General features: G+C 70.2%; 24 protein-coding genes. 20 read left to right on the forward strand and 4 right to left on the reverse strand.

Annotated elements, in window-relative coordinates; translation table 11 throughout:
* Nucleotides 1-10 precede the first annotated feature (10 nt).
* From murC to ACIQH8_RS10435, 13 genes are all read left to right on the forward strand, one after another.
* Nucleotides 11-1,417 carry a UDP-N-acetylmuramate--L-alanine ligase gene (gene murC, locus ACIQH8_RS10375; protein ID WP_400998107.1) on the forward strand — a complete coding sequence of 469 codons (1,407 nt, stop codon included), beginning with the start codon at nucleotides 11-13 and terminating at the stop codon, nucleotides 1,415-1,417.
* Between the two features lie 418 nt (nucleotides 1,418-1,835).
* A complete protein-coding gene (locus tag ACIQH8_RS10380) occupies nucleotides 1,836-2,489 on the forward strand; it encodes an FtsQ-type POTRA domain-containing protein (protein WP_400998110.1) in 654 nt (217 codons plus the stop codon).
* 149 nt (nucleotides 2,490-2,638) lie between these two features.
* Entirely contained in the window at nucleotides 2,639-3,838 is a 1,200-nt protein-coding gene (gene ftsZ / locus ACIQH8_RS10385; protein WP_400998113.1) for a cell division protein FtsZ, read from the forward strand.
* Nucleotides 3,839-3,884: 46 nt separating this feature from the next.
* Nucleotides 3,885-4,556: a YggS family pyridoxal phosphate-dependent enzyme gene (locus tag ACIQH8_RS10390; protein WP_400998116.1), complete on the forward strand. Its 672-nt coding sequence runs from the start codon at nucleotides 3,885-3,887 to the stop codon at nucleotides 4,554-4,556.
* Nucleotides 4,557-4,592: 36 nt separating this feature from the next.
* Nucleotides 4,593-5,069: a cell division protein SepF gene (locus tag ACIQH8_RS10395; RefSeq protein WP_400998119.1), complete on the forward strand. Its 477-nt coding sequence runs from the start codon at nucleotides 4,593-4,595 to the stop codon at nucleotides 5,067-5,069.
* Nucleotides 5,070-5,079: 10 nt separating this feature from the next.
* The gene (locus ACIQH8_RS10400) at nucleotides 5,080-5,397 is read left to right on the forward strand and encodes a YggT family protein (protein WP_166548517.1); all 318 of its coding nucleotides are present in this window, start codon (nucleotides 5,080-5,082) and stop codon (nucleotides 5,395-5,397) included.
* A 114-nt stretch (nucleotides 5,398-5,511) separates the two neighbouring features.
* Complete coding sequence (locus ACIQH8_RS10405; protein WP_400998121.1) at nucleotides 5,512-6,180, forward strand: DivIVA domain-containing protein; 669 nt, start codon at nucleotides 5,512-5,514, stop codon at nucleotides 6,178-6,180.
* Nucleotides 6,170-6,775 (forward strand): signal peptidase II, encoded by a 606-nt coding sequence (gene lspA, locus ACIQH8_RS10410; protein WP_400998124.1) that lies wholly within the window; start codon nucleotides 6,170-6,172, stop codon nucleotides 6,773-6,775. Before ACIQH8_RS10405 ends, lspA begins: the two co-directional genes overlap by 11 nt.
* 1 nt (nucleotide 6,776) lies before the next feature.
* Nucleotides 6,777-7,697, forward strand: a complete 921-nt coding sequence (locus tag ACIQH8_RS10415; protein WP_400998127.1) for an RluA family pseudouridine synthase — start codon at nucleotides 6,777-6,779, stop codon at nucleotides 7,695-7,697.
* A 78-nt stretch (nucleotides 7,698-7,775) separates the two neighbouring features.
* Nucleotides 7,776-11,306, forward strand: coding sequence for a DNA polymerase III subunit alpha (gene dnaE, locus ACIQH8_RS10420; protein ID WP_400998130.1), 3,531 nt, complete (start codon nucleotides 7,776-7,778; stop codon nucleotides 11,304-11,306).
* Nucleotides 11,307-11,354: 48 nt separating this feature from the next.
* The gene (gene hisD / locus ACIQH8_RS10425; protein WP_400998133.1) at nucleotides 11,355-12,668 is read left to right on the forward strand and encodes a histidinol dehydrogenase; all 1,314 of its coding nucleotides are present in this window, start codon (nucleotides 11,355-11,357) and stop codon (nucleotides 12,666-12,668) included.
* Nucleotides 12,669-12,692: 24 nt separating this feature from the next.
* Entirely contained in the window at nucleotides 12,693-13,166 is a 474-nt protein-coding gene (gene nrdR / locus ACIQH8_RS10430; protein ID WP_155051343.1) for a transcriptional regulator NrdR, read from the forward strand.
* Between the two features lie 47 nt (nucleotides 13,167-13,213).
* Nucleotides 13,214-14,269, forward strand: a complete 1,056-nt coding sequence (locus ACIQH8_RS10435) for a quinone-dependent dihydroorotate dehydrogenase (RefSeq protein ID WP_400998136.1) — start codon at nucleotides 13,214-13,216, stop codon at nucleotides 14,267-14,269.
* Nucleotides 14,270-14,332: 63 nt separating this feature from the next.
* On the opposite strand, the gene ACIQH8_RS10440 is transcribed toward ACIQH8_RS10435, so the two are convergent.
* A complete protein-coding gene (locus ACIQH8_RS10440) occupies nucleotides 14,333-15,391 on the reverse strand; it encodes an App1 family protein (protein ID WP_400998139.1) in 1,059 nt (352 codons plus the stop codon).
* Nucleotides 15,392-15,500: 109 nt separating this feature from the next.
* Here ACIQH8_RS10440 and ACIQH8_RS10445 point away from each other — a divergent pair, with 109 nt between their 5' ends.
* The 5 genes from ACIQH8_RS10445 to ACIQH8_RS10465 all read left to right on the forward strand — a co-directional run bounded on the left by ACIQH8_RS10445 (nucleotide 15,501) and on the right by ACIQH8_RS10465 (nucleotide 19,423).
* Nucleotides 15,501-16,160, forward strand: a complete 660-nt coding sequence (locus ACIQH8_RS10445; protein WP_400998142.1) for a TetR family transcriptional regulator — start codon at nucleotides 15,501-15,503, stop codon at nucleotides 16,158-16,160.
* Nucleotides 16,161-16,264: 104 nt separating this feature from the next.
* Complete coding sequence (locus ACIQH8_RS10450; protein WP_400998145.1) at nucleotides 16,265-17,077, forward strand: ABC transporter ATP-binding protein; 813 nt, start codon at nucleotides 16,265-16,267, stop codon at nucleotides 17,075-17,077.
* Nucleotides 17,074-17,760 carry an ABC transporter permease gene (locus ACIQH8_RS10455; RefSeq protein ID WP_400998148.1) on the forward strand — a complete coding sequence of 229 codons (687 nt, stop codon included), beginning with the start codon at nucleotides 17,074-17,076 and terminating at the stop codon, nucleotides 17,758-17,760. The genes ACIQH8_RS10450 and ACIQH8_RS10455 overlap by 4 nt, the downstream gene beginning before the upstream one ends.
* Nucleotides 17,757-18,500, forward strand: a complete 744-nt coding sequence (locus tag ACIQH8_RS10460; protein WP_400998151.1) for an ABC transporter permease — start codon at nucleotides 17,757-17,759, stop codon at nucleotides 18,498-18,500. Before ACIQH8_RS10455 ends, ACIQH8_RS10460 begins: the two co-directional genes overlap by 4 nt.
* On the forward strand, nucleotides 18,497-19,423 hold the full coding sequence (locus tag ACIQH8_RS10465; protein ID WP_400998154.1) for an ABC transporter substrate-binding protein: 927 nt from the start codon (nucleotides 18,497-18,499) through the stop codon (nucleotides 19,421-19,423). Before ACIQH8_RS10460 ends, ACIQH8_RS10465 begins: the two co-directional genes overlap by 4 nt.
* On the opposite strand, the gene ACIQH8_RS10470 is transcribed toward ACIQH8_RS10465, so the two are convergent.
* From ACIQH8_RS10470 to ACIQH8_RS10480, 3 genes are read right to left on the reverse strand one after another with little or no spacing between them, the layout of a single operon-like run.
* Nucleotides 19,420-20,169 (reverse strand): DedA family protein, encoded by a 750-nt coding sequence (locus tag ACIQH8_RS10470; protein ID WP_400998156.1) that lies wholly within the window; start codon nucleotides 20,167-20,169, stop codon nucleotides 19,420-19,422. The two genes, ACIQH8_RS10465 and ACIQH8_RS10470, sit on opposite strands and share 4 nt — an antisense overlap.
* A 35-nt stretch (nucleotides 20,170-20,204) precedes the next feature.
* A complete protein-coding gene (locus tag ACIQH8_RS10475; RefSeq protein ID WP_400998159.1) occupies nucleotides 20,205-21,137 on the reverse strand; it encodes a M56 family metallopeptidase in 933 nt (310 codons plus the stop codon).
* 1 nt (nucleotide 21,138) lies between these two features.
* The gene (locus tag ACIQH8_RS10480; RefSeq protein ID WP_400998162.1) at nucleotides 21,139-21,510 is read right to left on the reverse strand and encodes a BlaI/MecI/CopY family transcriptional regulator; all 372 of its coding nucleotides are present in this window, start codon (nucleotides 21,508-21,510) and stop codon (nucleotides 21,139-21,141) included.
* Nucleotides 21,511-21,621: 111 nt separating this feature from the next.
* Between ACIQH8_RS10480 and ACIQH8_RS10485 the strand changes: the two genes are divergently transcribed.
* Together ACIQH8_RS10485 and cydB are read left to right on the forward strand one after the other, a co-directional pair.
* On the forward strand, nucleotides 21,622-23,034 hold the full coding sequence (locus ACIQH8_RS10485) for a cytochrome ubiquinol oxidase subunit I (protein ID WP_400998165.1): 1,413 nt from the start codon (nucleotides 21,622-21,624) through the stop codon (nucleotides 23,032-23,034).
* A 12-nt stretch (nucleotides 23,035-23,046) separates the two neighbouring features.
* On the forward strand, nucleotides 23,047-24,051 hold the full coding sequence (cydB, locus tag ACIQH8_RS10490) for a cytochrome d ubiquinol oxidase subunit II (protein WP_400998168.1): 1,005 nt from the start codon (nucleotides 23,047-23,049) through the stop codon (nucleotides 24,049-24,051).
* The last annotated feature ends 1 nt before the right edge of the window (nucleotide 24,052 follow it).

Genomic DNA, 24,052 nt, shown 5'->3' on the forward strand with positions numbered 1-24,052 from the left:
CCGCGACACCGTGACCATCAAGCCCGACCTCTCCATCGCGATCCCCGCCGACCTCGGCGCCGTGCACTTCGTCGGCATCGGCGGTTCGGGCATGAGCGGCATCGCTCGGCTCGCCCTCGGTGCGGGCCACCGCGTCACCGGCTCCGACGTCCGCGACTCCGCGAACGTCCAGGCCCTGCGCGACCTCGGCGCGACGATCGCGATCGGACACGCGGCCGAGAACCTGCCCGACGACGTCGACACCGTCGTGGTGACCGGCGCGCTCTGGCAGGACAACCCGGAGTACCGGTCGGCACTGTTGCGCGGCGTGCCCGTGCTGCATCGCTCGCAGGCGCTGGCCTCGGTGATCTCGGGACAGCGGCTCGTGTCGGTGGCGGGCGCGCACGGCAAGACGACGTCGACGGGCATGATCATCACCGGGCTGCTCGCGCTCGGCGAGGATCCGAGCTTCGTCAACGGCGGGGTCATCGAGGAACTCGGGGTCAGCGCGGCATCGGGCGCCGGGGAGCTCTTCGTCGTCGAGGCCGACGAGTCGGACGGCTCCTTCCTGCTGTACGACACGTCGGTGGCGCTCATCACGAACGTCGATCCGGACCACCTCGACCACTACGGCTCGCTCGACGCCTTCGAGCAGGCATTCGTCGACTTCGCCGATCGGGCCGACGAGTTCGTCGTGATCTCATCCGACGACGCGGGTGCGGCGCGCGTCCGGGCGCGGCTCTCGCACGAGCGCGTCCTGACGTTCGGCGAGGCCGCCGACGCCACGGTCCGCGTGCACTCGATCGAGACGGCCGGGCCGGTGTCGTTCGCCGTCGACCACGACGGCGTCACGTACCGTGCGCAGCTGCGGATCCCGGGTCGGCACAACGCGATCAACGCGGCGGGCGCGTTCGCCGTGCTCGTGGGCCTGGGCTTCGATCCGGCCGCGTCGCTCGAGGGCATCTCGCGCTTCGCCGGCACCGGTCGGCGCTTCGAGTTGCACGGCGTGGTCGACGGGGTCAGCGTGTACGACGACTACGCCCACCACCCGACCGAGGTCGCCGCGGCGCTCTCCGCCGCGCGTACGGTGGTCGGCGACGGCCGCATCATCGCCGTCCACCAGCCGCACCTCTACAGCCGCACGCGGCTGTTCGCGAAGGAGTTCGCCGAGGTGCTCGAACGCTACGCCGATGAGACCGTCGTGCTCGACGTGTACGGTGCGCGCGAGGACCCGGAACCCGGCGTCACGGGTGCACTGGTGAGCGAGCGCTTCCAGCATGCCGATCGGGTCGCGTTCATCGCCGACTGGCAGGAGGCCGCCGACCACACGGCGCGCATCGCGCGACCCGGCGACTTCGTGATCACGCTGGGTTGCGGCGACGTGTACCGGATCGTGCCCCAGCTCATCGGTTCGCTCGAACGCGAGCGGGACGCCTGATCGGGGTCCGGTGAAGCGGCCGCAGGGATTCGACGGCGCACGACCCGTTCGGAGCGGGTCCGCGTCGTCCGCGGTTGCGCCGCCGTCCCGCGGCGTGGGCGCTGCGGCCGTGGCGGCGGGGGCCGGGCAGGGCGGCCGGGCCCCCGGCCCGGCGCCGAAGCCGACCGCGGCCGACCCGGACCGGAACGCGACGGAACCGATCGCGCTGCCTGTCGGCGGTGGACCGGGTGGGACGGCGAGGAAGGTCGGTGCCCGCGGGCGCGCGGCCGGGCGCGTCGCGGATGTCGCCGGGGCCGCCCGCCCCGACGATCGCGCCGCGCGTCGCGAGCTCGCTGCCGCAGAACGGACCCGTCGCAGGTACGAACGACAGGAGGTCCGGCGGTTCACCAGGCGGAGCCGACTGCGTCGTGCGACCTGGATGACCGTCGTCGCATCGATCGTCGCGATCGGGGTCGCGGCGGTCGCGGTCGCGTACTCGCCGCTCATGGCGCTGAGGGAGGTGCGGGTCGAGGGAACGAGCCGGATCGCGGCGGCCGATGTCCGGGCTGCGTTCGATGATCGGGTCGGCACGCCCCTTCCGCTCATCGCGCCCGACGAGGTCCAGCGCGCGCTGTCGGAGTTCCCGCTCATCGAGACCTACACGACCGAGACGGTACCGCCGGGCACGCTCGTGGTGAGGATCGTCGAACGCACGCCGATCGGGGTGCTCGACACGTCGTCGGGCCTGATGGCAGTGGATGCGGCGGGCGTGGTGGTCGAGCGGGTCGACCAGGTTCCGGACTCGCTCCCGCTGATCGAGGTCGAGGGCGGCATCGACGATGCGGCGTTCCGAGCGGCCGGCCGTGTGATGCGCAGCCTTCCGACCGAGCTGCGTGCGCAGGTCGCGTCGGTCACGGCGGAGTCCACCGACGACGTCCGGTTCGTGCTGGACGAGGGTTCGAGCGTCGTGTGGGGCAGCGCGGAGGACGCGGCGCTGAAGACGACCGTCCTCCGAGACCTCATGGCTGCCGCGCCGCCCGACCAGGTCGACCGCTACGACGTCTCCGCGCCGCTCAGTCCGGTCACGGGCTGAGGCGCGACGGTCGGGATCGCGACACGCCGCGTACGCCGAGCGGGGGGCCGCCCGGGGCGCCCTACCTTCGATTCAGGAATTGCATACTCGGCAAAACTTTAACCTTCGAGTAGAGGTTCAGGGTTCAGAGTTCGCAGAGAGGGCCGGACATGTCGACAAACCAGAACTACCTCGCCGTCATCAAGGTGGTCGGCATCGGCGGTGGTGGCGTCAACGCCGTCAACCGCATGATCGAGCTCGGCCTGCGCGGCGTCGAGTTCATCGCGATCAACACCGATGCACAGGCGCTGCTCATGTCGGACGCCGACGTCAAGCTCGACGTCGGACGAGACCTGACGCGAGGGCTCGGGGCGGGCGCCGATCCGGAGGTCGGCCGCCGGGCCGCCGAAGACCACGCGGAGGAGATCGAGGAGGCGCTCGCCGGTGCCGACATGGTCTTCGTGACCGCGGGCGAGGGTGGCGGCACCGGCACCGGCGGGGCTCCGGTGGTGGCGCGCATCGCAAAGTCGATCGGTGCCCTGACCATCGGCGTGGTGACCAAGCCGTTCAGCTTCGAGGGCAAGCGGCGCCAGACCCAGGCCGAGCAGGGCGTCGCCCGCCTGAAGGAGGAGGTCGACACCCTCATCGTGGTCCCGAACGACCGACTGCTCGAGATCAGCGACCGCGGGATCTCGATGCTCGAGGCGTTCGCCACGGCAGACCAGGTGCTCCTCGCCGGTGTGCAGGGCATCACCGACCTCATCACGACGCCCGGCCTCATCAATCTCGACTTCGCCGACGTCAAGTCCGTCATGCAGGGCGCCGGCTCGGCGCTCATGGGAATCGGATCCTCGCGGGGCGCCGACCGTGCGATCAAGGCCGCCGAACTGGCGGTCGCGAGTCCACTGCTCGAAGCCTCCATCGACGGCGCGCACGGCGTGCTGCTCTCGATCCAGGGCGGCTCGAACCTCGGCATCTTCGAGATCAACGACGCGGCGAGGCTCGTGCAGGAGGCCGTGCACCCCGAGGCGAACATCATCTTCGGCGCCGTCATCGACGACACCCTCGGTGACGAGGTCCGCGTGACGGTCATCGCCGCCGGGTTCGACGGCGGAGACCCGACGCCCAGGCCGGCAGAGGTCCGCCAGCCCAGCGCGGTGCCCGCGGCGGTCGGCGCGGCTGCGGGCGGGAGCGCCGGTTCGGGCCTGCTCGGCGGGGAGGCGGTCGACGGTATCACCGAGATCGACATCGAGGAACTCGTCGAGACCGCCAACTGGGGCGAGGCGAGCGCGACGGCCGACCAGATCGTCTCCGATCCGGCCTTCGGCGACGACTCGGACGACCTCGACATCCCCGACTTCCTGAAGTGATCGCTCGCGCGCCGAGGCGCCGCCCGGACGTCCCGGTCGGCGCCTCGTGAGCGGGCTCGCCGAACGGCTCGAGGTCGTCCGGTCCGGCGTCGCCGACGCCTCGCGAGAAGCCGGCCGCGACCCGGGCGAGGTCACGACGATCGTCGTGACGAAGTTCCACCCCGAATCGCTCATCCGCGAACTCGCCGGCCTCGGAGTTCGCGACATCGGCGAGAACCGGCACCAGGAGGCGCAGGCCAAGGCGCGTGCGCTCGCCGACCTCGATCTGCGCTGGCACTTCGTCGGGCAGCTCCAGAGCAAGAAGGCGCGGCAGGTGCGCGCCTACGCCTCCGTGATCCACTCCATCGACCGCGTCTCGCTCGTCGATGCGCTGCATTCCGATGACTCGACGGTGGACGGCTTCATCCAGGTCAACCTGACCGACAATCCCGAGCGCGGAGGTGTCGCGCCCGAGGCCCTCGAGCCGATGGTCGAGCGCGTCCTCGCCACCCCGGGCATCCGGCTGCTCGGCCTGATGGCGGTGGCGCCCCTCGACGAGCCGGCGCGGGCCGCCTTCGCCCGCGTACGCGCGCTGTCCGAACGTGTCGGAACGATCGCACCCGCGGCGACCGCCTTGTCCATGGGCATGTCGCACGACTATCGCGACGCGATCCTGGAGGGTGCGACACACCTTCGGATCGGCACGGCAATCACGGGGAACCGGCCGACCGGAGGCTAGCCTCGGAATCACGGAACCACCCTGACGGAGGCAGCGATGTCGAACCCGCTCAAGAAGACCATGGTCTACCTGGGACTCGCCGACGAGGAACTCGAGCCGGAGTCGCCCCCGGCCGCCGCGTCGTCGGCGCCGGTCGTGCACGCCGCGCCCGCGCCCGCGCCCAAGGGCGGCGCCGCCGTCACCCCCCTCCGAAAGCACCACGTGCAACCGACACCCCCGCAGGCGGAGATGAACGAGATCCTCACGGTGCACCCGCGCCAGTACCGAGACGCCCAGGTGATCGCCGAGTCCTTCCGAGAGGGCGTGCCGGTCATCATCAACCTGTCCCAGATGTCCGACGCCGACGCGCGTCGACTCATCGACTTCGCGAGCGGGCTCTCGCAGGGGCTCCACGGCAAGATCGAGCGCGTCACGAGCAAGGTGTTCCTGCTCTCGCCGGCGCACGTCGTCGTGTCGGGCGAGGCGGGCGAAGGGGAGGCCGACGTGGATTCCTCCTTCTTCTCGCACGCGTAGACTCCCGGACGTGAGCGCACTCGCTGTCGTCTGGAACCTCGTCTACACGCTCCTCCTCATCTACTTCTTCGTGATGTGGGCGCGGTTCGTCCTCGACCTCGTGCGGACGTTCAACCGGTCGTGGCGACCGCGCGGCGTCGTGCTGGTGCTCGTCGAGGCCGTCTACACCGTCACCGACCCGCTGGTGCGTTTCTTCCGACGGCTCATCCCGCCGATCCGTCTCGGACAGGTCGCGCTCGACCTCGGCTGGAGCGTCGCCATGCTGGTGGTGATCATCGCGATGACCGTCGTATCGTGGCTCGCGGCGGGCGCCGCGGCGGCCGCCTGAGCCGAGCGGGATCGGGGCGCGCCGTCCAGCCGACGCTCTGCATCCGCGAGGCTCTCTTTGCTACCGTTAGCAGAACGTGATCGAACAGCTCGACAGATTTGAGGGTGGGAAGCCATGGCGCTAACTCCGGAAGATGTGGTCAACAAGCGCTTCCAGGCGACGAAGTTCCGGGAGGGCTACGACCAGGACGAGGTCGACGACTTCCTCGACGAGGTGGTCGTCGAACTGCGCCGCCTGAACCAGGAGAACGAGGAGCTCCGTCAGCGCCTCGCCGCCGCCGAGTCGCGGTCCACCGAGGGCGCCGGAGCCCCCGCTGCCGCGCCCGCGCCGGCCCAGACGTACGCGGAGCCCTCGGCGGCCGCCCCGACCGTCGCGGTGCCGACCCAGACCGCGGTCCCGCAGTCCGAGATCGACGAGCAGACGAGCACCACGAACCTCCTCCAGCTGGCGCGCCGTCTCCACGAGGAGCACGTGCGCGAGGGCGTCGAGAAGCGGGACGCGCTGATCGCCGAGGGACACGCGACCGCCGCGCGCATCGTCGCCGAGGCCGAGGCCAAGCAGCGCGCCCAGATGGGCATCCTCGATCAGGAGCGCGTCGCGCTCGAGAAGCGCGTCGACGAGCTCCGCGTCTTCGAGCGCGACTACCGCGCGAAGCTGAAGAGCTACATCGAGGGCCAGCTGCGCGACCTCGACACGGCGCAGCCGGTCCAGGTCGGTGGCGGGTACGCCGCGACGACGTCAGGCGAGCAGCCCGCACCGACCTTCCAGGGCTTTGGAGGCTGAGCGCAGGGCCAGGCTCGGCGTCACCGCACTGCTGGTCCTGGTCGGCGTCGCGATCACGGTCTACGCCGTCGACCAGGTCAGCAAGTACTTCGTCGTCACCACCCTCGCCGAGGGCGAGACCGTCCGGGTGCTGGGCGACGTGCTGCACTGGCAGTTCGTCCGGAATCCGGGGGCGGCCTTCTCGTTCGCGAGCGGAATGACCTGGGTGTTCACGATCCTCGCGGCGGGCGTGATCACGTTCATCATCTGGTTCGCCCGCCGCATCCGTTCGATCGCCTGGGCGCTCGTCTTCGGGCTCCTGCTCGGCGGCGTGCTCGGCAACCTGACCGACCGCCTCTTCCGCGAGCCGGGCTTCGGCATCGGCCACGTGATCGACTTCATCTCGACGCCGTGGATGCTGCCGGCCATCTACAACGTCGCCGATATCGCGATCGTCTCGAGCATGATCCTCTTCATGATCCTCACGATCCGGGGCGTGGGGCTCGACGGCTCGCGTCCGGTCCGCGACGGCGACGCCACGGATGCCGCGGCGCCCGAGTCCGGCCGCGAGGAGCGCGGCGGCGGCGCACCGGCCGAACTCGCTCGCGAGTCCTGACGTGGAGCACCGCGCGCTGCCCGTCCCCGACGGGCTCGACGGCGTCCGGGTCGACGCGGGGATCGCGAAGCTGCTCGGCTTCTCCCGAACCCAGTCCGCCGAGTTCGCCGAAGCGGGTGGGGTGAGCCTCGACGGCCGACCGGTCGACAAGTCCGACCGGCTCCGCGCGGGCGCCTGGCTCGAGGTGAGCTGGGTTCCGCCGCGCACGCTCGAGGTCGAGCCCATCCCGGTGCCCGACCTCGGGATCGTGCACGACGACGATCACATCGTCGTCGTCGACAAGCCCGCCGGCGTGGCCGCGCACCCGTCGTTGGGCTGGGAGGGTCCGACCGTCGTCGGTGCGCTCGCGGCATCCGGCTACCGCATCTCGACGTCGGGCGCACCGGAGCGGCAGGGCGTCGTGCACCGGCTCGACGCGGGCACGAGCGGCCTCATGGTCGTCGCCAAGTCGGAGTCGGCGTACACGGCGCTGAAGCGCGCGTTCCACGACCGCGAGGTCGAGAAGATCTACCACGCGGTCGTGCAGGGGCTGCCCGATCCGCTCGCGGGCACGATCGACGCGCCCGTCGGCCGCCATCCGCGCTCCGAGTGGAAGTTCGCGGTGACCGCCGATGGCAAGCACGCCGTCACGCACTACGAGACGATCGAGGCGTTCCCCTACGCGTCACTCCTCGAGATCCACCTCGAGACCGGCCGGACGCACCAGATCCGAGTGCACATGTCGGCGCAGCGGCATCCGTGCGCGGGTGACGCGATGTACGGCGCCGACCCGACCCTGAGCGCGCGCCTGGGGCTGACGCGGCAGTGGCTGCACGCGAAGCAGCTCTCGTTCGTGCACCCGGGCACGGGGGAGTGGTCGACCTACGAGTCGGCCTACCCGGCCGACCTCCAGCACGCGCTCGACGTGCTCGGCGGCGACTGAATCGCCACCCCGAGGGCCCGGCGTGGCAGTGGTGGCCCCTAGAATCCAAGTACCCCAGAACCGCTCGCTGCACCACCGATGAGGAGCCCTGTGGCCGCCGATTCCTTCGTCCACCTGCACGTCCATTCCGAGTATTCGATGCTCGACGGGGCGGCCCGGGTCGGCGAACTGATGAAGGCCGCGGTGGCCGAGGGCATGCCGGCCGTCGCGGTGACCGACCACGGCAACGTGTTCGGCGCATACGACTTCTGGAAGCAGGCGACGGATGCCGGCGTGAAGCCCATCATCGGCACCGAGGCGTACCTCACGCCGGGCACCCATCGCAGCGACAAGACGCGTGTCCGCTGGGGGAATGGCGGCGGCGACGACGTGTCGGGGTCCGGCGCGTACACCCACATGACGCTGCTCTCCGAGACCACCGAGGGCATGCACAACCTCTTCCGGCTCTCCAGCCGCGCCTCCATCGAGGGCTACTACTTCAAGCCCCGCATGGACCGCGAGCTGCTGCAGACGTACTCGAAGGGCCTCATCGCGACCACCGGGTGCCCCTCGGGCGAGGTGCAGACACGGCTCCGGCTCGGCCAGTACGACGAGGCCGTGCAGGCAGCGGCGGAGTTCCGCGACATCTTCGGCACGGAGAACTTCTTCGCCGAGATCATGGACCACGGGCTCGGCATCGAGAAGCGGATCATGGACGACCTGCTGCGGCTCGCCAGGCAGCTCGACCTGCCGCTGGTCGCGACGAACGACCTGCACTACACGCACGCGCACGACGCCAAGAGCCACGCGGCGCTCCTCTGCGTGCAGTCGGGATCGACGCTCGACGATCCGAACCGCTTCAAGTTCGACGCCGACGAGTTCTACCTGAAGTCCGCCGCCGAGATGCGCCACCTCTTCCGCGACCACCCCGAGGCGTGCGACAACACGCTCCTCATCGCCGAGCGCTGCGACGTGCAGTTCAACACGAGCGCGAACTACATGCCGCGCTACCCCGTTCCGGCCGGGGATGACGAGCAGAGCTGGTTCGTCAAGGAGGTCGAGAAGGGCCTGCACGAGCGCTACCCCGGTGGGATCCCCGACGAGGTCCGGAAGCAGGCCGACTACGAGGTCGGCGTCATCTCGCAGATGGGCTTCCCGGGCTACTTCCTCGTCGTCGCCGACTTCATCAACTGGTCGAAGGACAACGGCATCCGCGTCGGTCCCGGCCGCGGATCGGGCGCCGGCTCGATGGCGGCGTACGCGATGCGGATCACCGACCTCGATCCGCTCCAGCACGGGCTCATCTTCGAGCGGTTCCTGAACCCCGACCGCGTCTCGATGCCCGACTTCGACGTCGACTTCGACGAGCGTCGTCGCGGCGAGGTCATCAGGTACGTGACCGAGAAGTACGGCGACGAGCGCGTCGCCCAGATCGTCACCTACGGCACGATCAAGGCCAAGCAGGCGCTCAAGGATTCCAGCCGCGTGCTCGGCTTCCCGTTCGGCATGGGCGAGAAGCTCACCAAGGCGATGCCGCCGGCCGTCATGGGCAAGGACATCCCGCTGTCCGGGATCCTCGACCGAGACCACCCGCGCTACAAGGAGGCCGGCGACATCCGCGCCCTCATCGAGACCGATGCCGAGGCCAAGACCGTCTTCGAGACCGCGCTCGGGCTCGAGAACCTCAAGCGACAGTGGGGCGTGCACGCCGCGGGCGTCATCATGTCGAGCGAGCCGCTCATCGACATCATCCCGATCATGAAGCGGGAGCAGGACGGCCAGATCGTCACGCAGTTCGACTACCCGGCGTGCGAGTCGCTGGGCCTCATCAAGATGGACTTCCTGGGGCTCAGGAACCTCACGATCATCGACGACGCACTCGACAACATCGAGGCGAACCGCGGTTTCCGGCCGGTCCTCGAAGACCTCGCGCTCGACGACCCCGAGGCGTACGCCCTGCTGTCGAGGGGCGACACGCTCGGCGTGTTCCAGCTCGACGGCGGGCCGATGCGTTCGCTGCTCCGGCAGATGAAGCCCGACAACTTCGAGGACATCTCGGCCGTCATCGCGCTGTACCGCCCGGGACCGATGGGTGCGAACTCGCACATCAACTACGCGCTCCGCAAGAACGGCCTGCAGCCGATCACGCCGATCCACCCCGAGCTCGAGGAGCCGCTGAAGGACATCCTCGACACCAGCTACGGCCTGATCATCTACCAGGAGCAGGTCATGGCGATCGCGCAGAAGGTCGCGGGCTTCAGCCTCGGTCAGGCCGACATCCTGCGCCGTGCGATGGGCAAGAAGAAGAAGTCCGAACTCGACAAGCAGTACGAGGGATTCTCGGGCGGCATGAAGGCGAACGGCTACTCGGATGCCGCGATCAAGACCCTGTGGGACATCCTGCTGCCCTTCTCCGACTACGCGTTCAACAAAGCGCACTCGGCGGCGTACGGCGTGCTCAGCTACTGGACGGCCTACCTCAAGGCGCACTACCCGGCCGAGTACATGGCCGCGCTCCTCACGAGCGTCGGCGATGCGCGCGACAAGCTCGCGCTCTACCTCAACGAGTGCCGCCGCATGGGCATCAAGGTGCTGCCTCCCGACGTCAACGAGTCGATCGGGTTCTTCGCCGCCGTCGGCGACGACATCCGATTCGGGCTCGGCGCGGTGCGGAACGTCGGCTTCAACGTGGTCGACGCGATCCGCGCGGCGCGCGATGCGAAGGGGGCCTTCGAGAGCTTCCACGACTTCCTGAAGAAGGTGCCGACGCAGGTCGCGAACAAGCGCACGGTCGAATCCCTCGTGAAGGCCGGCGCGTTCGACTCGCTCGGACACACGCGTCGCGCGCTGGTCGAGATCCACGAGGGTGCCGTCGAGGCGGCCGTGAAGGAGAAGCGGGCCGAGGAGAACGGGGACGTCGGTTTCGACTTCGACAGCCTGTTCGAGGACCACGAGAAGGAGTCGGCCCCGTCGCCCGTGCCCGACCGCCCCGAGTGGGCCAAGCGCGACAAGCTCGCCTTCGAGCGCGAGATGCTCGGGCTGTACGTCTCCGATCACCCGCTCGCGGGACTCGAGGCGACGCTCGCGAAGCACGCCTCGACGACGATCACCGACCTGATGAGCTCGGATGCCACGCAGGACGGCGACACGGTGACCGTGGCCGGTCTGGTCACGAGCGTGCAGCACCGAGTCGCACGGCAGTCCGGCAACCAGTACGGCATGATCCAGGTCGAGGACTTCTCGGGCGAGATCACCGTCATGTTCATGGGCAAGGCGTACCAGGAGTTCGCTCCGGCGCTGAAGGGCGACTCGATCGTCGTCGTCCGTGGTCGCGTCAGCATGCGCGACGACGGCATGAACCTGCATGCCTACAGCGTGTTCGAGCCCGAGGTCGGTCAGGATGACGGGACCGGTCCGGTCGTGATCTCCCTGCCCGATGTCCGGGCGACCACCGACACGATCACCGCGCTCGGCGACGTGCTCATCCGGCACCGCGGCGACACCGAGGTGCGCCTGAAGCTCACCAAGGGCCGGACGGCGCGCGTGTTCGAGCTGCCGTACCCGGTCGCGGTGAGCGCCGACTTCTACGGCGAGCTGAAGAGCCTCCTCGGGCCGAACTGCCTCACGTGACGTCGCTCCCAGCGGTCGGGCGGTGCCGGTCGGTACGCTGAGCGGACCATGCTTCGCACGATCGACCTCCGTGGCACCCGTCCGTCACCGACCGAGTTGCTCGCCCTCGTCCCACGGGCGGCGACCGACGTCGCCGCCGCGCTCGAGCCGGCTCGCGCACTCATCGACGACGTGCGTGCGCGGGGGCAGGCGGCGCTGCTCGACCAGGCCGAGCGGTTCGACCGTGTCCGGCCGCCGGCGGTGCGAGTGGCGGCCGGCGAACTCGCGGCCGCGCGCGACGCGCTGCGACCCGACGTGCGTCGCGCCGTCGAGTCGACGATCGAGCGCGTGCGCGCGGCGAGCGCCGCGCAGATTCCCGCGCCCGAACGCACCACCCTCGCCACGGGCGCGGTGGTCGAGCAGCGGTGGCAGCCGGTCGGTCGCGTCGGGCTCTACGTCCCCGGCGGCAAGGCCGTGTACCCGTCGAGCGTGGTCATGAACGTCGTGCCCGCGCAGGTGGCGGGCGTGCGCTCGATCGCGCTCGCCTCGCCGGCGCAGGCCGCGCACGGCGGGCGGATCCACCCGACGATCGCCGGAGTCGCCGGGCTCCTCGGCATCGACGAGGTGTACGCGATGGGCGGTGCAGGCGCCATCGGCGCGTTCGCCTATGGGGTGCCCGAGCTCGGCCTCGACCCCGTGCAACGGGTCACCGGTCCGGGCAACGTGTTCGTCGCCGCCGCGAAGCGCGTCGTGCAGGGGGTCACGGGCATCGACGCGGAGGCAGGACCGACCGACATCCTCGTGATCGCCGACGCGGCGGCCGACGCCGACTTCGTGGCATCCGACCTCGTCAGCCAGGCCGAGCACGACGAACTCGCCGCCGCGGTGCTCGTCACCGACTCGGCCGACTTCGCCGAGCGGGTGCTCGAGCGGCTCGTCGTGCGCGCCACCGAGACGCGGCATTCCGAACGCGTCCGGGTCGCGCTCGAGGGCGTGCAGTCGGCGGTCGTGCTCGTCGACGACCTCGCGCAGGCGGCCGACTTCGCGAACGCGTTCGGCGCCGAGCACCTCGAGATCCAGGTGCGGGACGCCGACGCGGTGCTCGAGCGCATCGAGAACGCGGGAGCGATCTTCATCGGGCCGTATTCGCCGGTGAGCCTCGGCGACTACGCGGCTGGCTCGAACCACGTCCTCCCGACGGGCGGTCAGTCGCGGTACGCCGCCGGGCTGTCTGCGGCGACGTTCCTGCGACCGCAGCAGGTGGTGCGGTACGACGAGACCGCGTTGCGCGCGGTCGCGCCCGTCATCGCGACGCTGTCCGAGGAAGAGGACCTCCCGGCGCACGGCGAGGCGGTCACCGCCCGCTTCGGCGATCGTCGCTGATCCCGACGCTACGCTGGGAGCACCATGTACTGCCCCTTCTGCCGCCATCCGGATTCGCGCGTCATCGACTCCCGCACGAGCGACGACGGGCTCTCCATCCGCCGCCGTCGCCAGTGCCCCGAGTGCGGTCGTCGCTTCTCGACGACCGAGACGGCGAGCCTCGCGGTCATCAAGCGCTCGGGCGTGATCGAGCCGTTCAGCCGCGAGAAGGTGGTGCTGGGCGTCAAGAAGGCCTGCCAGGGTCGGCCGGTGACCGATTCCGACCTGGCGGTGCTCGCGCAGAAGGTCGAGGAGACCATCCGGTCGACCGGCGCCTCGCAGATCGAGGCGAACGACATCGGCCTGGCCATCCTGCCGCCCCTCCGCGAACTCGACGAGGTCGCCTACCTGCGGTTCGCGAGCGTCTACCAGGCGTTCGAGTCGCTCGACGACTTCGAGACGGCGATCGAGGCGCTCCGGGAGGAGCACGGTCGGCTGCCGGCCAGGCCGGCCGAGTGAGGGGCGCGTCGGGCGGCGCGACGACGCTCGGGTAGCCTGATCCAGGCATGTATCGACTCCTCTTCTCCCTCGTCTTCTCGCGCATGGATCCCGAGCGCGCCCACCACCTCGCATTCCGGGTCATCCGCGCGCTTCCGACCCTCGGGCTGGGCCGCCTCGTCGAGCGCGCGACCGGGCCTGCACCCGAGCTCGCGGTCGAGGCGCTCGGCCTGCGATTCCCATCGCCGTTCGGCGTGGCCGCGGGCTTCGACAAGGATGCGCTCGCGGTCGTCGGCCTCGGGCAGCTCGGTTTCGGGCACGTCGAGGTCGGCACGATCACCGCCCTCCCGCAACCGGGCAACGAGCGCCCGCGGCTGTTCCGCCTGATCGCTGACCGAGCACTGATCAACCGCATGGGCTTCAACAACGGCGGGGCGGATGCCGCCGTCGGCCGGGTCTCGCGGCTGTCGCGCCGTCGTCGCCGACCCGTCCTGGGCGTCAACATCGGCAAGAGCCGGGTGACACCGGTCGAGCACGCGACCGACGACTACGTGCGGAGCACGAAGGTGCTCGCACCGCACGCCGACTACCTCGTCGTGAACGTCAGCTCTCCGAACACGCCGGGCCTCCGTGGGCTGCAGGAGCTCGACGCGCTCGCCCCGTTGCTCGAAGCGGTTCGCGCCGCGGCGGTTCGCACACCGCTCCTCGTGAAGATCGCGCCCGACCTCGACGACGCGGAGGTCGTCCGGATCTGCGAGCTCGTGGTCCGGCTCGGCCTGGACGGGATCATCGCCACGAACACCACGATCTCCCGAGCCGGCCTCGTCACACCGTCGGCGGAGGTCGAGGCGATCGGGGCCGGCGGGCTGTCGGGAGCGCCGCTCGCCACGCGCTCGCTCGCGGTGCTGAAGCTTATCCGCGAGCAGGTGCCCGCCGACCTGTGCGTCGTCTCCGTCGGAGGGGTCGAGACCGCGGAGGACGTGCAGGAACGACTCGACGCCGGCGCGACCCTCGTGCAGGGGTACACCGCGTTCATCTACCGCGGGCCACTGTGGGCGCACGAGGTCAACCGCGGGCTCGAGCGGATCCGACGCGAGCGGCGCGCCGCGGCATCCGTCGGCTGACCCGACCGGGTCCGATCGGATCCGGTCGGCCCGACCGCGGACCGGGGGCGCCGTCGGCGGGACCTAGAGCATCCCGACCTCGGAGAGCCGATCGGCGAGCGTCGCGCCGTCGCTCGCCGACACCCAGGGCACGTCGGCGCCGTGCTGCTCGGACTTCGTGCGACCGCCCGCGAGGACGGCCTCGCCGGGGGAGAGCTCGCGGATCGCGATCGCCGCGACGTTGTTCGGATGCTCGCGCGCGAACGCGGCGTAGAGTTCCTCGTCGTGCTGCCCGTCGTCGCCGATCATGAGCCAGCGGACGTTCGGGAACTCCTCGGCGAGGCGACTGAGGTTGTCGCTCTTGTGCTCGCGCCCGCTGCGGAACCATCGATCGTGGGTCGGCCCCCAATCGGTGAGCAGCAGCGGTCCGGCGGGGTAGAGATTGCGGGAGAGGAACCTGGTGAGCGTGGGGGCGACGTTCCACGCACCGGTCGACAGGTAGATCACCGGGGAGCCCGGGTGACGTCGTGCGAGGCGCTCGTAGAGCACGGCCATGCCCGGCGTCGGGCTGCGCGCGTGCTCGTCGAGGACGAACGTGTTCCACGCCGCCACGAACGGGCGCGGGAGCGCGGTGACCATCACGGTGTCGTCGACGTCGGAGAGGATGCCGAAGTCGACGTCGGGGCCGACGACCCTGATCGGCGCTTCGACCGGCTCGGCGCCGTGCGTGTGGAGCACGACGTGGTTCCAACCCGGTGCGAGGCGCGCCGGGATCTTGGTGTCGACGACGCCGCCGCGATCGGCGAGGACCTCGACCCGCTCGCCGCCGACCTCGATGGTCACCGGCACATCGCCGACCGGCACGCTCGTGAAGCTCCGCCACCCGCGGATGCCCTGCTCGCGCCGCTGCCGCCGGCGCTTCGACGTGTCGTCCGGTCGGATCGGCTTCGACAGCAGGACGCGGCAGAACACCCGCACCCATTCCGTCGAGCCGTACCCGGTGTACGGCACGACGGTGGGGACGTGGCCACGGCTCCGCGCCCACCGCTCGCGGACGTCGTGGATCCAGTCCTCGGCGCGCGCAGCACCGTGCCGGGCCGGCCGAAGCCGGGGACCGGCCGGGTCGGGGGAACTCACCGGCATCACGCCAGTCTTTCATGGACCCGCGTACCGAAGCGAAAACCCGCCGTCCCCCGAAGGCGGGACTTCCGCTCGGAGCCGGGTAGAGTGGTCCGGCGAACAAGGAGGACCCGTGCCGAACATCGACCTGATCCTGGGGGCCGATCACGGGCGGAGGCGCTCGGTGCGAACCGAGCCCACGCAGCGACGCAGCTCCCAGCGGCTGGACGCGCTGCTGGACGCCGCCGCCGAGATCGTCGACGAACTCGGATTCGAGCGACTGACCACCCAGATGGTCGCCGAGCGAGCCGGGGCCTCCATCGGCACCGTCTATCGGTACTTCCCCGACCGGGTCGCCGTCCTGCACGCCCTCCGCGAGCGGAGCGTGCGACGCTTCCGCGAGCGGCTCGCCGAGGCGGTCGACGGAGCCGAGCTCGCCGCCTGGTGGGACGTGGTCGACGTGGCGCTCGACGTCTGCGTCGACCTCTATCGCAACGAGCCCGGCTTCGCGGTGGTCTACTCCGCCCCGCGGGAGGCGTCCGAACTCGACGGCGAGCCCGAGATCGCGCACCGCGTCGCGCGGCTCCTCGAGCACGACTTCGGCGTGGCCGACGACGCCGAGGTGCGCCTGCGGCTCGGGATCGCGCTCGAGATCGGCGCGACGCTCATCCACCGGGCGTTCGCCCGCGATGACGCCGGGGACGCCCGGTACCTCGACGAGGCGCACCGGGTCGTGCGCGACTACCTCGGTCGGCACCTCGCCGACCGGCTCGCCGCCGCCCCCGCCGCCTGAGCATCCGCAGCGAACCGCTGCGGTCCCCGTTGCTCCGCCGCGGCGGAGGTGTTTGGCTTGGGGATGCGGCGCCGGTCGGCGCACGGCACCGACGGAGAGGCAGCATGATCGAGTTCCGCGGCGTCACGAAGCAGTTCCCCGACGGCACGGTCGCCGTGCACGACGTGGACATCGTCATCCCGCCCCGCAGGACGACCGTCCTCGTCGGGTCGTCGGGCTCGGGCAAGACGACGCTCCTCCGGATGATCAACCGCATGGTCGATCCGACCGCCGGGCAGGTGCTCATCGACGGTACGGATGTCGCGACCGTCGACCCGGTGAAGCTGCGACGGGGTATCGGCTACGTCATGCAGAACTCCGGGCTCCTGCCGCACCGGAAGGTGATCGACAACGTCGCCACGGTCCCGCTGCTGCGCGGTGAGTCCCGTCGTGCAGCGCACGCGCATGCGCTCGAGCTGCTCGACACCGTCGGACTCGACCGGTCGCTCGCCGACAAGTACCCGGCCCAGCTCTCGGGGGGACAGCAGCAGCGTGTCGGGGTCGCTCGGGGCCTTGCGGTCGACCCGAACATCCTGCTCATGGACGAGCCGTTCGGCGCCGTGGACCCCATCGTGCGGGCGGAGCTGCAGCAGGAGCTCCTCCGGCTCCAGGAGGAGCTCGGCAAGACGGTCGTGTTCGTCACGCACGACATCGACGAGGCGTTCCTGCTCGGCGACCAGGTCGTGATCATGCAGCAGGGCGGCCTGATCTCGCAGGCCGCATCCCCGGCCGAGATCCTCGCGCATCCCGCCGACGCGTTCGTCGCCGACTTCGTGGGCGCCGACCGCGGCAAGCGGGCGTTGCACGTGACCGAGGTCGACGGACGCCGGGTGGTCGTCGATGCGGACGGCCGCGCGGCGGGAGTCCTGGCCTCGTGAACTGGCTGTGGTCGAACCTCGACCTCGTCGGTGAGCTCATGCTCGTCCACCTCGCGTTGTCGGTGCCGGCGATCATACTGAGCTTCGTGATCTCCGTGCCGATCGGCTGGCTCGCCCACCGCTACCGGTGGTCGAGGGGGGTGCTGCTGTCCATCTGCGGGCTCCTCTACGCGATCCCGTCGCTCGCGCTGTTCATCGCCCTGCCCGCGTTCACGGGACTGAGCCTCCGTTCACCGGTGAACCTCGTCATCGCGCTCACGCTCTACGGCATCGCGGTGATCGTCCGCACGTCCGCCGACGCGTTCGACTCCGTCGAGCGCGACATCCGGCAGTCGGCGACCGCCGTCGGCTACTCGGCGACGGGCAGGTTCTGGGGCGTCGAACTGCCGCTCGCCGGGCCCGTACTGCTGTCGGGCCTGCGCGTCGTCATCGTGAGCACCGTGAGCCTCGCCACCGTCGGCGCGGTGATCGGGGTCCAGAGCCTCGGGAGCCTCTTCACCGATGGCTTCCAACGCGGCATCCAGGTCGAGATCATCACCGGCATCGTCGCCACGATCGTGCTCGCGCTCGGTCTCGACGCGCTCAGCGTCCTGCTCGGTCGCCTCCTGATGCCGTGGACCCGGCGGGGGGCGTCGAACGGTCGGGTCGCCGCGGCGCGACGCGTTCGGGAGGAGACCGCGTGAACCTCTTCCTCGACGCCTTCGCGTGGCTCGCCGACCCCGCGAACTGGACCGGGCCCGGCAGCATCCCGCAGCGCATCTGGGAGCACCTCTGGGTCTCGGCCCTCGTGCTCGTCATCGCCTCCGTCATCGCGCTGCCGATCGGCGCACTCGTCGGCCACACCGGCCGCGGCCGTGAACCGGCGGTCATGATCTCCGGAGGCCTTCGCGCCCTGCCCACGCTCGGTGTGCTGACCCTGTTCGGCATCTGGATCGGCATCGGCCTCGCGGCACCCGTCATCGCGCTCGTGATCCTCGCGATTCCACCGCTGCTCGCGGGCGCCTACGCCGGATTCGAGTCCGTCGACCGGCGCACGATCGACGCCGCGCGAGCGATGGGGATGCGCGAACTCCAGGTCGTCGGCAAGGTCGAGCTGCCGCTCGGCATGCCGATCGTCGTCGGCGGCATCAGGTCGGCGACGCTCCAGATCATCGCCACGGCGACCCTCGCGGCCTACATCGCCGACGAGGGGCTCGGCCGCTTCATCTTCGCGGGGCTCAAGACCCGCGACTACGGCGAGATGCTGGGCGGGTCGATCCTCGTCATCCTCCTCGCCCTGGTCATCGACGGATGCTTCGCGCTCACGCAGCGCGTCGTCGTCCCCGCCGGCGTCCGCGCGACGCGGACCGCAGAGCTCCGTTCCCGGCCGACCCGGTCGCGAACGGTCGTGGGGCGACCCAACACCGAAGGGAATCAGGAATGATCACAGCAGGAAAAGGCCGGCTCGTTGCCCTGGCAGCGGTCGCGGTCGGGGCGACAGTGGCCCTGGCAGGGTGTGCATCGGGCGATCCGCTCGACAGCGGATCGGGTGATGGCGAGGCCACCGGCGAGACCATCGTCGTGGGCTCGCAGGACTACTACTCGAACGAGATCATCGCCGAGCTCTACGCGCAGGCGCTCGAGGAGAACGGCTACACGGTCGACCGGCAGTTCCGGATCGGCCAACGCGAGGTGTACATCCCCGAGATCGAGGCCGGCGCGATCGACGTCTTCCCCGAGTACACGGGCAACCTCCTCCAGTACTACGTGCCCGATACGACGGCCACCACGAGCGACGACGTGTATGCAGAGCTCTCGAGCGCACTGCCCGACGGGCTGCGCGTGCTCGATCAGTCCCCGGCGACCGACCAGGACTCGTACAACGTGACGCAGGCGTTCTCCGACGAGTACGGCGTCACGAGCCTCGCCGACCTGGCCGACGTCGACGCGTCGATCACGCTCGGCGGCAACTCCGAACTCGAGACCCGGCCGTACGGACCCGAGGGCCTGAAGTCGGTGTACGGCGTCGACGTGGCGTTCACGCCGATCGAGGACAGCGGCGGGCCGCTCACGCTCAAGGCGCTCGTCGACGACCAGGTCCAGATGGTGAACATCTACAGCGCCGACCCGAACATCGCCGCGAACGACCTCGTCACGCTCGAGGACCCCGAGGGGCTCTTCCTCGCCTCGAACGTCGTGCCCGTCGTGAGCGAGAAGGTGACGGACGAGATCGCCGAGATCATCGACACCGTCAGTGCCGCGCTCACCGCGGAGGACCTCGTGGCCCTCAACGCGTTGAGCGTCAACGAGCAGCAGTCTGCGGAGCAGATCGCGAGCGACTGGCTCGCGGAGCAGTCGCTGTTCTAGGGAACCGTGTCCTCGCGTGAGGGGTCGGCCGCTCCGGCGGCCGGCCCCTTCGTGGTCTCGGCAGGCGAGATGTGCGGCGGAACGGCGGGGTGCGGCGGCGGTGCGGCAGACTCCGTCATGTGCCGCGCCTCGAGGCGGAGGAGGAGTTTCTTGCCGAGCCACGCGAGGACGAGGAACAGGATGATGACGGCGACGAAGAGGTAGCCCGCCCAGTGCAGGTTGTCGCTGAGCTCCCGGTATCCGCCCGCGGCAGCCGACCCGACGCCGACGTACGCGAACGACCAGATCACGCACGCGGGGGCGGTCCACGCCATGAATCGCCGATAGGTCATGTCGCTCATGCCCACGGTGAGGGGAACGAGCGAGTGCAGGACCGGGAGGAACCTCGAGATGAAGACCGCCGGGCCTCCGCGACGCGCGAGGTAGCGCTGCGCTCGGTGCCAGTTGTGCTCGCCGATGCGGCGCCCGAGTCGCGAGTGCTGGATGTGCGGGCCGAACCAGCGACCGAGGGCGAAGCCGATGCTCTCGCCGATGAGCGCACCGACGACGACAGCGACGGCGAGCGCCACGAACTCGACGGGGCCCTCGACGCCGGTTGCGGCGACGAGGACGATCGTGTCGCCCGGCACGATGAGGCCGATCAGCACCGACGTCTCGAGCATGATGCCGAGGCCGGCGAGCAGCGTCCGGACGACGGGGTCGACGCCCTGCACCGTCGCGAGGATGCCGTCGAGCAGCTCGTTCACGGTTCAGAGCCTATGGGCTGCGGCAGGGAAGTCGATCAGAATGCGATCGCCGCGAGCACGCACACCGGGACGGCGACGATTCCCGTCGCGAGCAGCCAGGTCGCGCTGCGTGCACGAGCGCCGAGCGGGCGCAGGTCGGCGTCGAGGCGCGCGAGCCTGCGTTCGAGCACGCGCTCGTCGGGATCGAATGCACCGACCGGTGCGTCCGCGTAGGTCGCCGCCGCTCCCGAGCTCCCGACCCGGAGCAGGGCCGTGCGCAGCGGCTCGACGCCCACGCGACGGCGGGGCGCGTCGTCGGCGAGCATCTCGGTGAGGGTCGCGACCGATCGCTCGGCACGGTTCGCGATCGGGAACCAGGGGAGTGCGGCGTGCCAGGCCCGGAACGCGAGCAGCACGAGGTGGTGGAGCTGGTCGAGATGGGCGCGCTCGTGGCCGACGACCGCCCGCAGCTCGTCGTCATCGAGGAGGTCGACGAGTCCGTCGGTGACGACGGTCGCGGTGCGGAGCCCGGGCACGCAGTAGGCGACCGGAACGGGGTGCGAGAGCACCCGCGCGCCGGTCGATTCGCTCGCGGGGCCGGCGAGCAGGTCGATCAGCCGGTGCTGGCGGCGGCGGGCGCGCTCCGCGCGCACCGCGGTCGTGCCGAGGTTCAGGGCGAGGTGGACGGCCAGTCCGACCGCGAGCGTGAGGGCGGCGAGGTGCACGACGCCGAAGCCGTCGGGGATCGGGCCGGCGGCGAGGACGGGCAGGAGCGCGGTCGCGGCGCCCGTGAGCGAACCCGCGGGCGATGCGCCGAACGCCAGGAGGGCGCCGATCATGGAGAGGCCGCCGCCGAGTGCGATGCCCTGCCAGAGCGCCAGCGCGGTCGCGGGGGAGCGGGAGGGCCATTCGGCCCGCGACAGCGCGACCGGCACGGGCCATGCGAGCGCGAGGGCGAGGGCGCCGAGCGCCAGGGCGGCGACGATCACGTCAGTGGCGCACCAGGTCGTCGAGCAGGCGGCGCAGCGTGTTGGCCTCGCCGGCCGTGACGGTGCCCACGAATCGTGCCAGTGCGGCGTCGCGGTCGGACGACGAGGAGAGCACCTCGTGCATGAGTTCGGCCGTGTGCTCCGCGCGCGAGAGGAGCGCGCTGTAGCGATGCGGCCGCGTGTCGCGGCTGCGCCCGACGAAGCCCTTCCGCTCGAGGCGCGAGAGCACGGTGAGGACCGTCGTCGTCGCCGGCGCGCGACCGGGCTCGGACACGAGTGCGAGGCGGTCGCGCACCTCGTTCGCCGTGAGTGCGGTGTCGGTCACCCAGAGCTGCTCCATCACGGAGCGCTCCAACTCGCCGAGGCCTGCCATACGTCGAGGATACCGCGCAAGGGGCGAACGATTCTACACGGTGTAGAAAACATGCTCTACGCTCTGTAGAAGAATCGCGTCGACGATCGTTCCCATGAAAGGGGCCCCCGCGTGAACGAGTTGCTCGATCCGCTCCTGCTCGCCAGGTGGCAGTTCGGTCTCACCACGGTGTACCACTTCCTCTTCGTCCCGATCACGATCGGGCTCGCGACCTCCGCGGCGATCTTCCAGACCGCCTGGGTGCGAACGGGCAAGGTCGAGTACCTGCGGATCACGCGGTTCTTCGGCACGATCTTCCTCATCAACTTCGCGATGGGCGTCGTCACGGGCATCGTGCAGGAGTTCCAGTTCGGCATGAACTGGTCGGAGTACTCGCGCTTCGTCGGCGACGTGTTCGGTGCTCCGCTGGCGCTCGAGGGCCTGCTCGCGTTCTTCCTCGAGGCCACGTTCATCGGCCTGTGGATCTTCGGCTGGAACCGGCTGCCGCAGAAGCTGCACCTCGCCACCATCTGGGCGACGGCGATCGGCACCATCCTCTCGGCGTACTTCATCATCGCCGCCAACGCGTTCATGCAGAACCCGGTCGGCTACGAGATGAACGCGGAGCGCGGCCGAGCAGAGCTCGTCGACATCTGGGCGCTGCTGACCAACCCGGTCGCCCTCGCCGCCTTCCCGCACACGATCGCGGCGTGCTTCATGGTGAGCTCGGGCCTCATCATCAGCGCCGCCGCATGGCACCTGGCGCGCAACCAGCATCTCGACACGATGCGTCCCGCGCTGAAGTTCGGCCTCTGGGGCATGCTGATCGCCGGTGCGCTCACCACCTTCTTCGGCGATCAGCTGAGCCTCGCGATGGTCGCGACGCAGCCCATGAAGATGGCCGCGGCCGAGGCGACCTACGACACGGTCTGCGGCGCGGATGCCTCGTTCTCGCTGTTCACGCTCGGCACGCCCGACGGCACGACCGAACTGTTCTCCATCCGCGTGCCCTACCTGCTGTCGCTGCTGTCGACGCACTCGCTCGACGGATGCGTGGAGGGCATCAACGACCTGCAGGCGCAGTACACCGAGCTCTACGGCCCCGGCGACTACGCGCCCATCATCTGGGTCACGTACTGGGCGTTCCGCTGGATGATCGGCCTCGGCGTGCTGCACGTCCTGATCGCGCTCGTCGGCCTCTGGCTGACCCGCGGCGGCCGGATGCCGACGCGGCGCTGGATCTGGACCGTCGCCGTCTGGAGCTTCCCGCTCTCGCTCGCCGCGATGATCGTCGGCTGGATCTTCACCGAGATGGGCCGGCAGCCGTGGATCGTCTTCAGCCTGCTGCCGACCGAATCGGCGGTCTCGCCGAACGTCACGGGCCTCGACGTGCTGATCTCGCTCGTCGCATTCACGCTCATCTACGGCATCCTCGCGGTGGTCGAGGTGAAGCTCATCGTCCAGGCCGTTCGGAAGGGACCCCCCGAGATCGCCCCGCCCGACCCGGAGACGGGCAAGGTCGAACACACCGCAACGGTCTACTAGGAGGACACGCACATGGATCTCGCAGTGCTCTGGTTCTGGATCGTCGCCTTCCTCTTCGTCGGCTACTTCGTGCTCGACGGGTTCGACTTCGGCGTCGGCATGTCGTTGCCCTTCCTCGGGAAGGACGACACCGACCGCCGGGTCCTCATCAACACCATCGGTCCGGTGTGGGACCTCAACGAGACGTGGGTCATCGTCGCGGGCGCGGCGCTGTTCGCGGCCTTCCCGGAGTGGTACGCGACCCTCTTCTCGGGGTTCTACCTCGCGCTGCTCCTCATCCTGCTGGCGCTCATCGCGCGCGGCGTCTCATTCGAGTACCGACACCAGCGCCCGGAGCTCGAGTGGAAGCGGCGCTTCGACTGGATGATCATCGTCGGCTCGGCCGTGCCCGCGCTGCTCTGGGGCGTCGCGTTCGCGAACATCGTGCAGGGCGTCCCGCTCGATGCCGACCACAACTACACGGGCACGCTCTTCGACCTCCTGAACCCGTACGCCCTGCTCGGCGGGCTCACGACGCTGATGCTCTTCTTCACGCACGGCGTGGTGTTCGTCGCGCTCAAGACCGACGGCGACATCCGGCAGCGCGCACGACGCCTCGCGGCGCGGGCCGGTGCGATCACGATCGTGGTCGCGGCCTCCTTCCTCGTGTGGACGGGCTTCGCGCACGGCACGGCGTGGTTCTGGGGGTTGGCGGGCGTCGCGGCGCTGGCGTTGATCGGCTCGTGGCTCGCGAACGGCCGCGGAGCCGAACGGGTCGCGTTCACGCTCATGGCCGTGACGATCGGCACCGCCGTCTTCGCGTTGTTCGCCGCGCTGTTCCCCGACGTCATGCCGGCGTCGAACGACCCCGCGAACAGCCTCACGATCGAGAACGCGTCGAGCACGCCGTACACGCTGACGGTGATGAGCTGGACGGCGCTGATCTTCCTGCCGCTGATCCTCGCCTACCAGGGCTGGACCTACTGGGTGTTCCGCAAGCGCGTGACCCGGCAGACGATCGACGCCGCTGCGCACTGAC

It is taken from the genome of Agromyces sp. GXQ0307 (assembly GCF_044769845.1).
In the GTDB taxonomy this organism is placed as follows: Bacteria; Actinomycetota; Actinomycetes; order Actinomycetales; family Microbacteriaceae; genus Agromyces.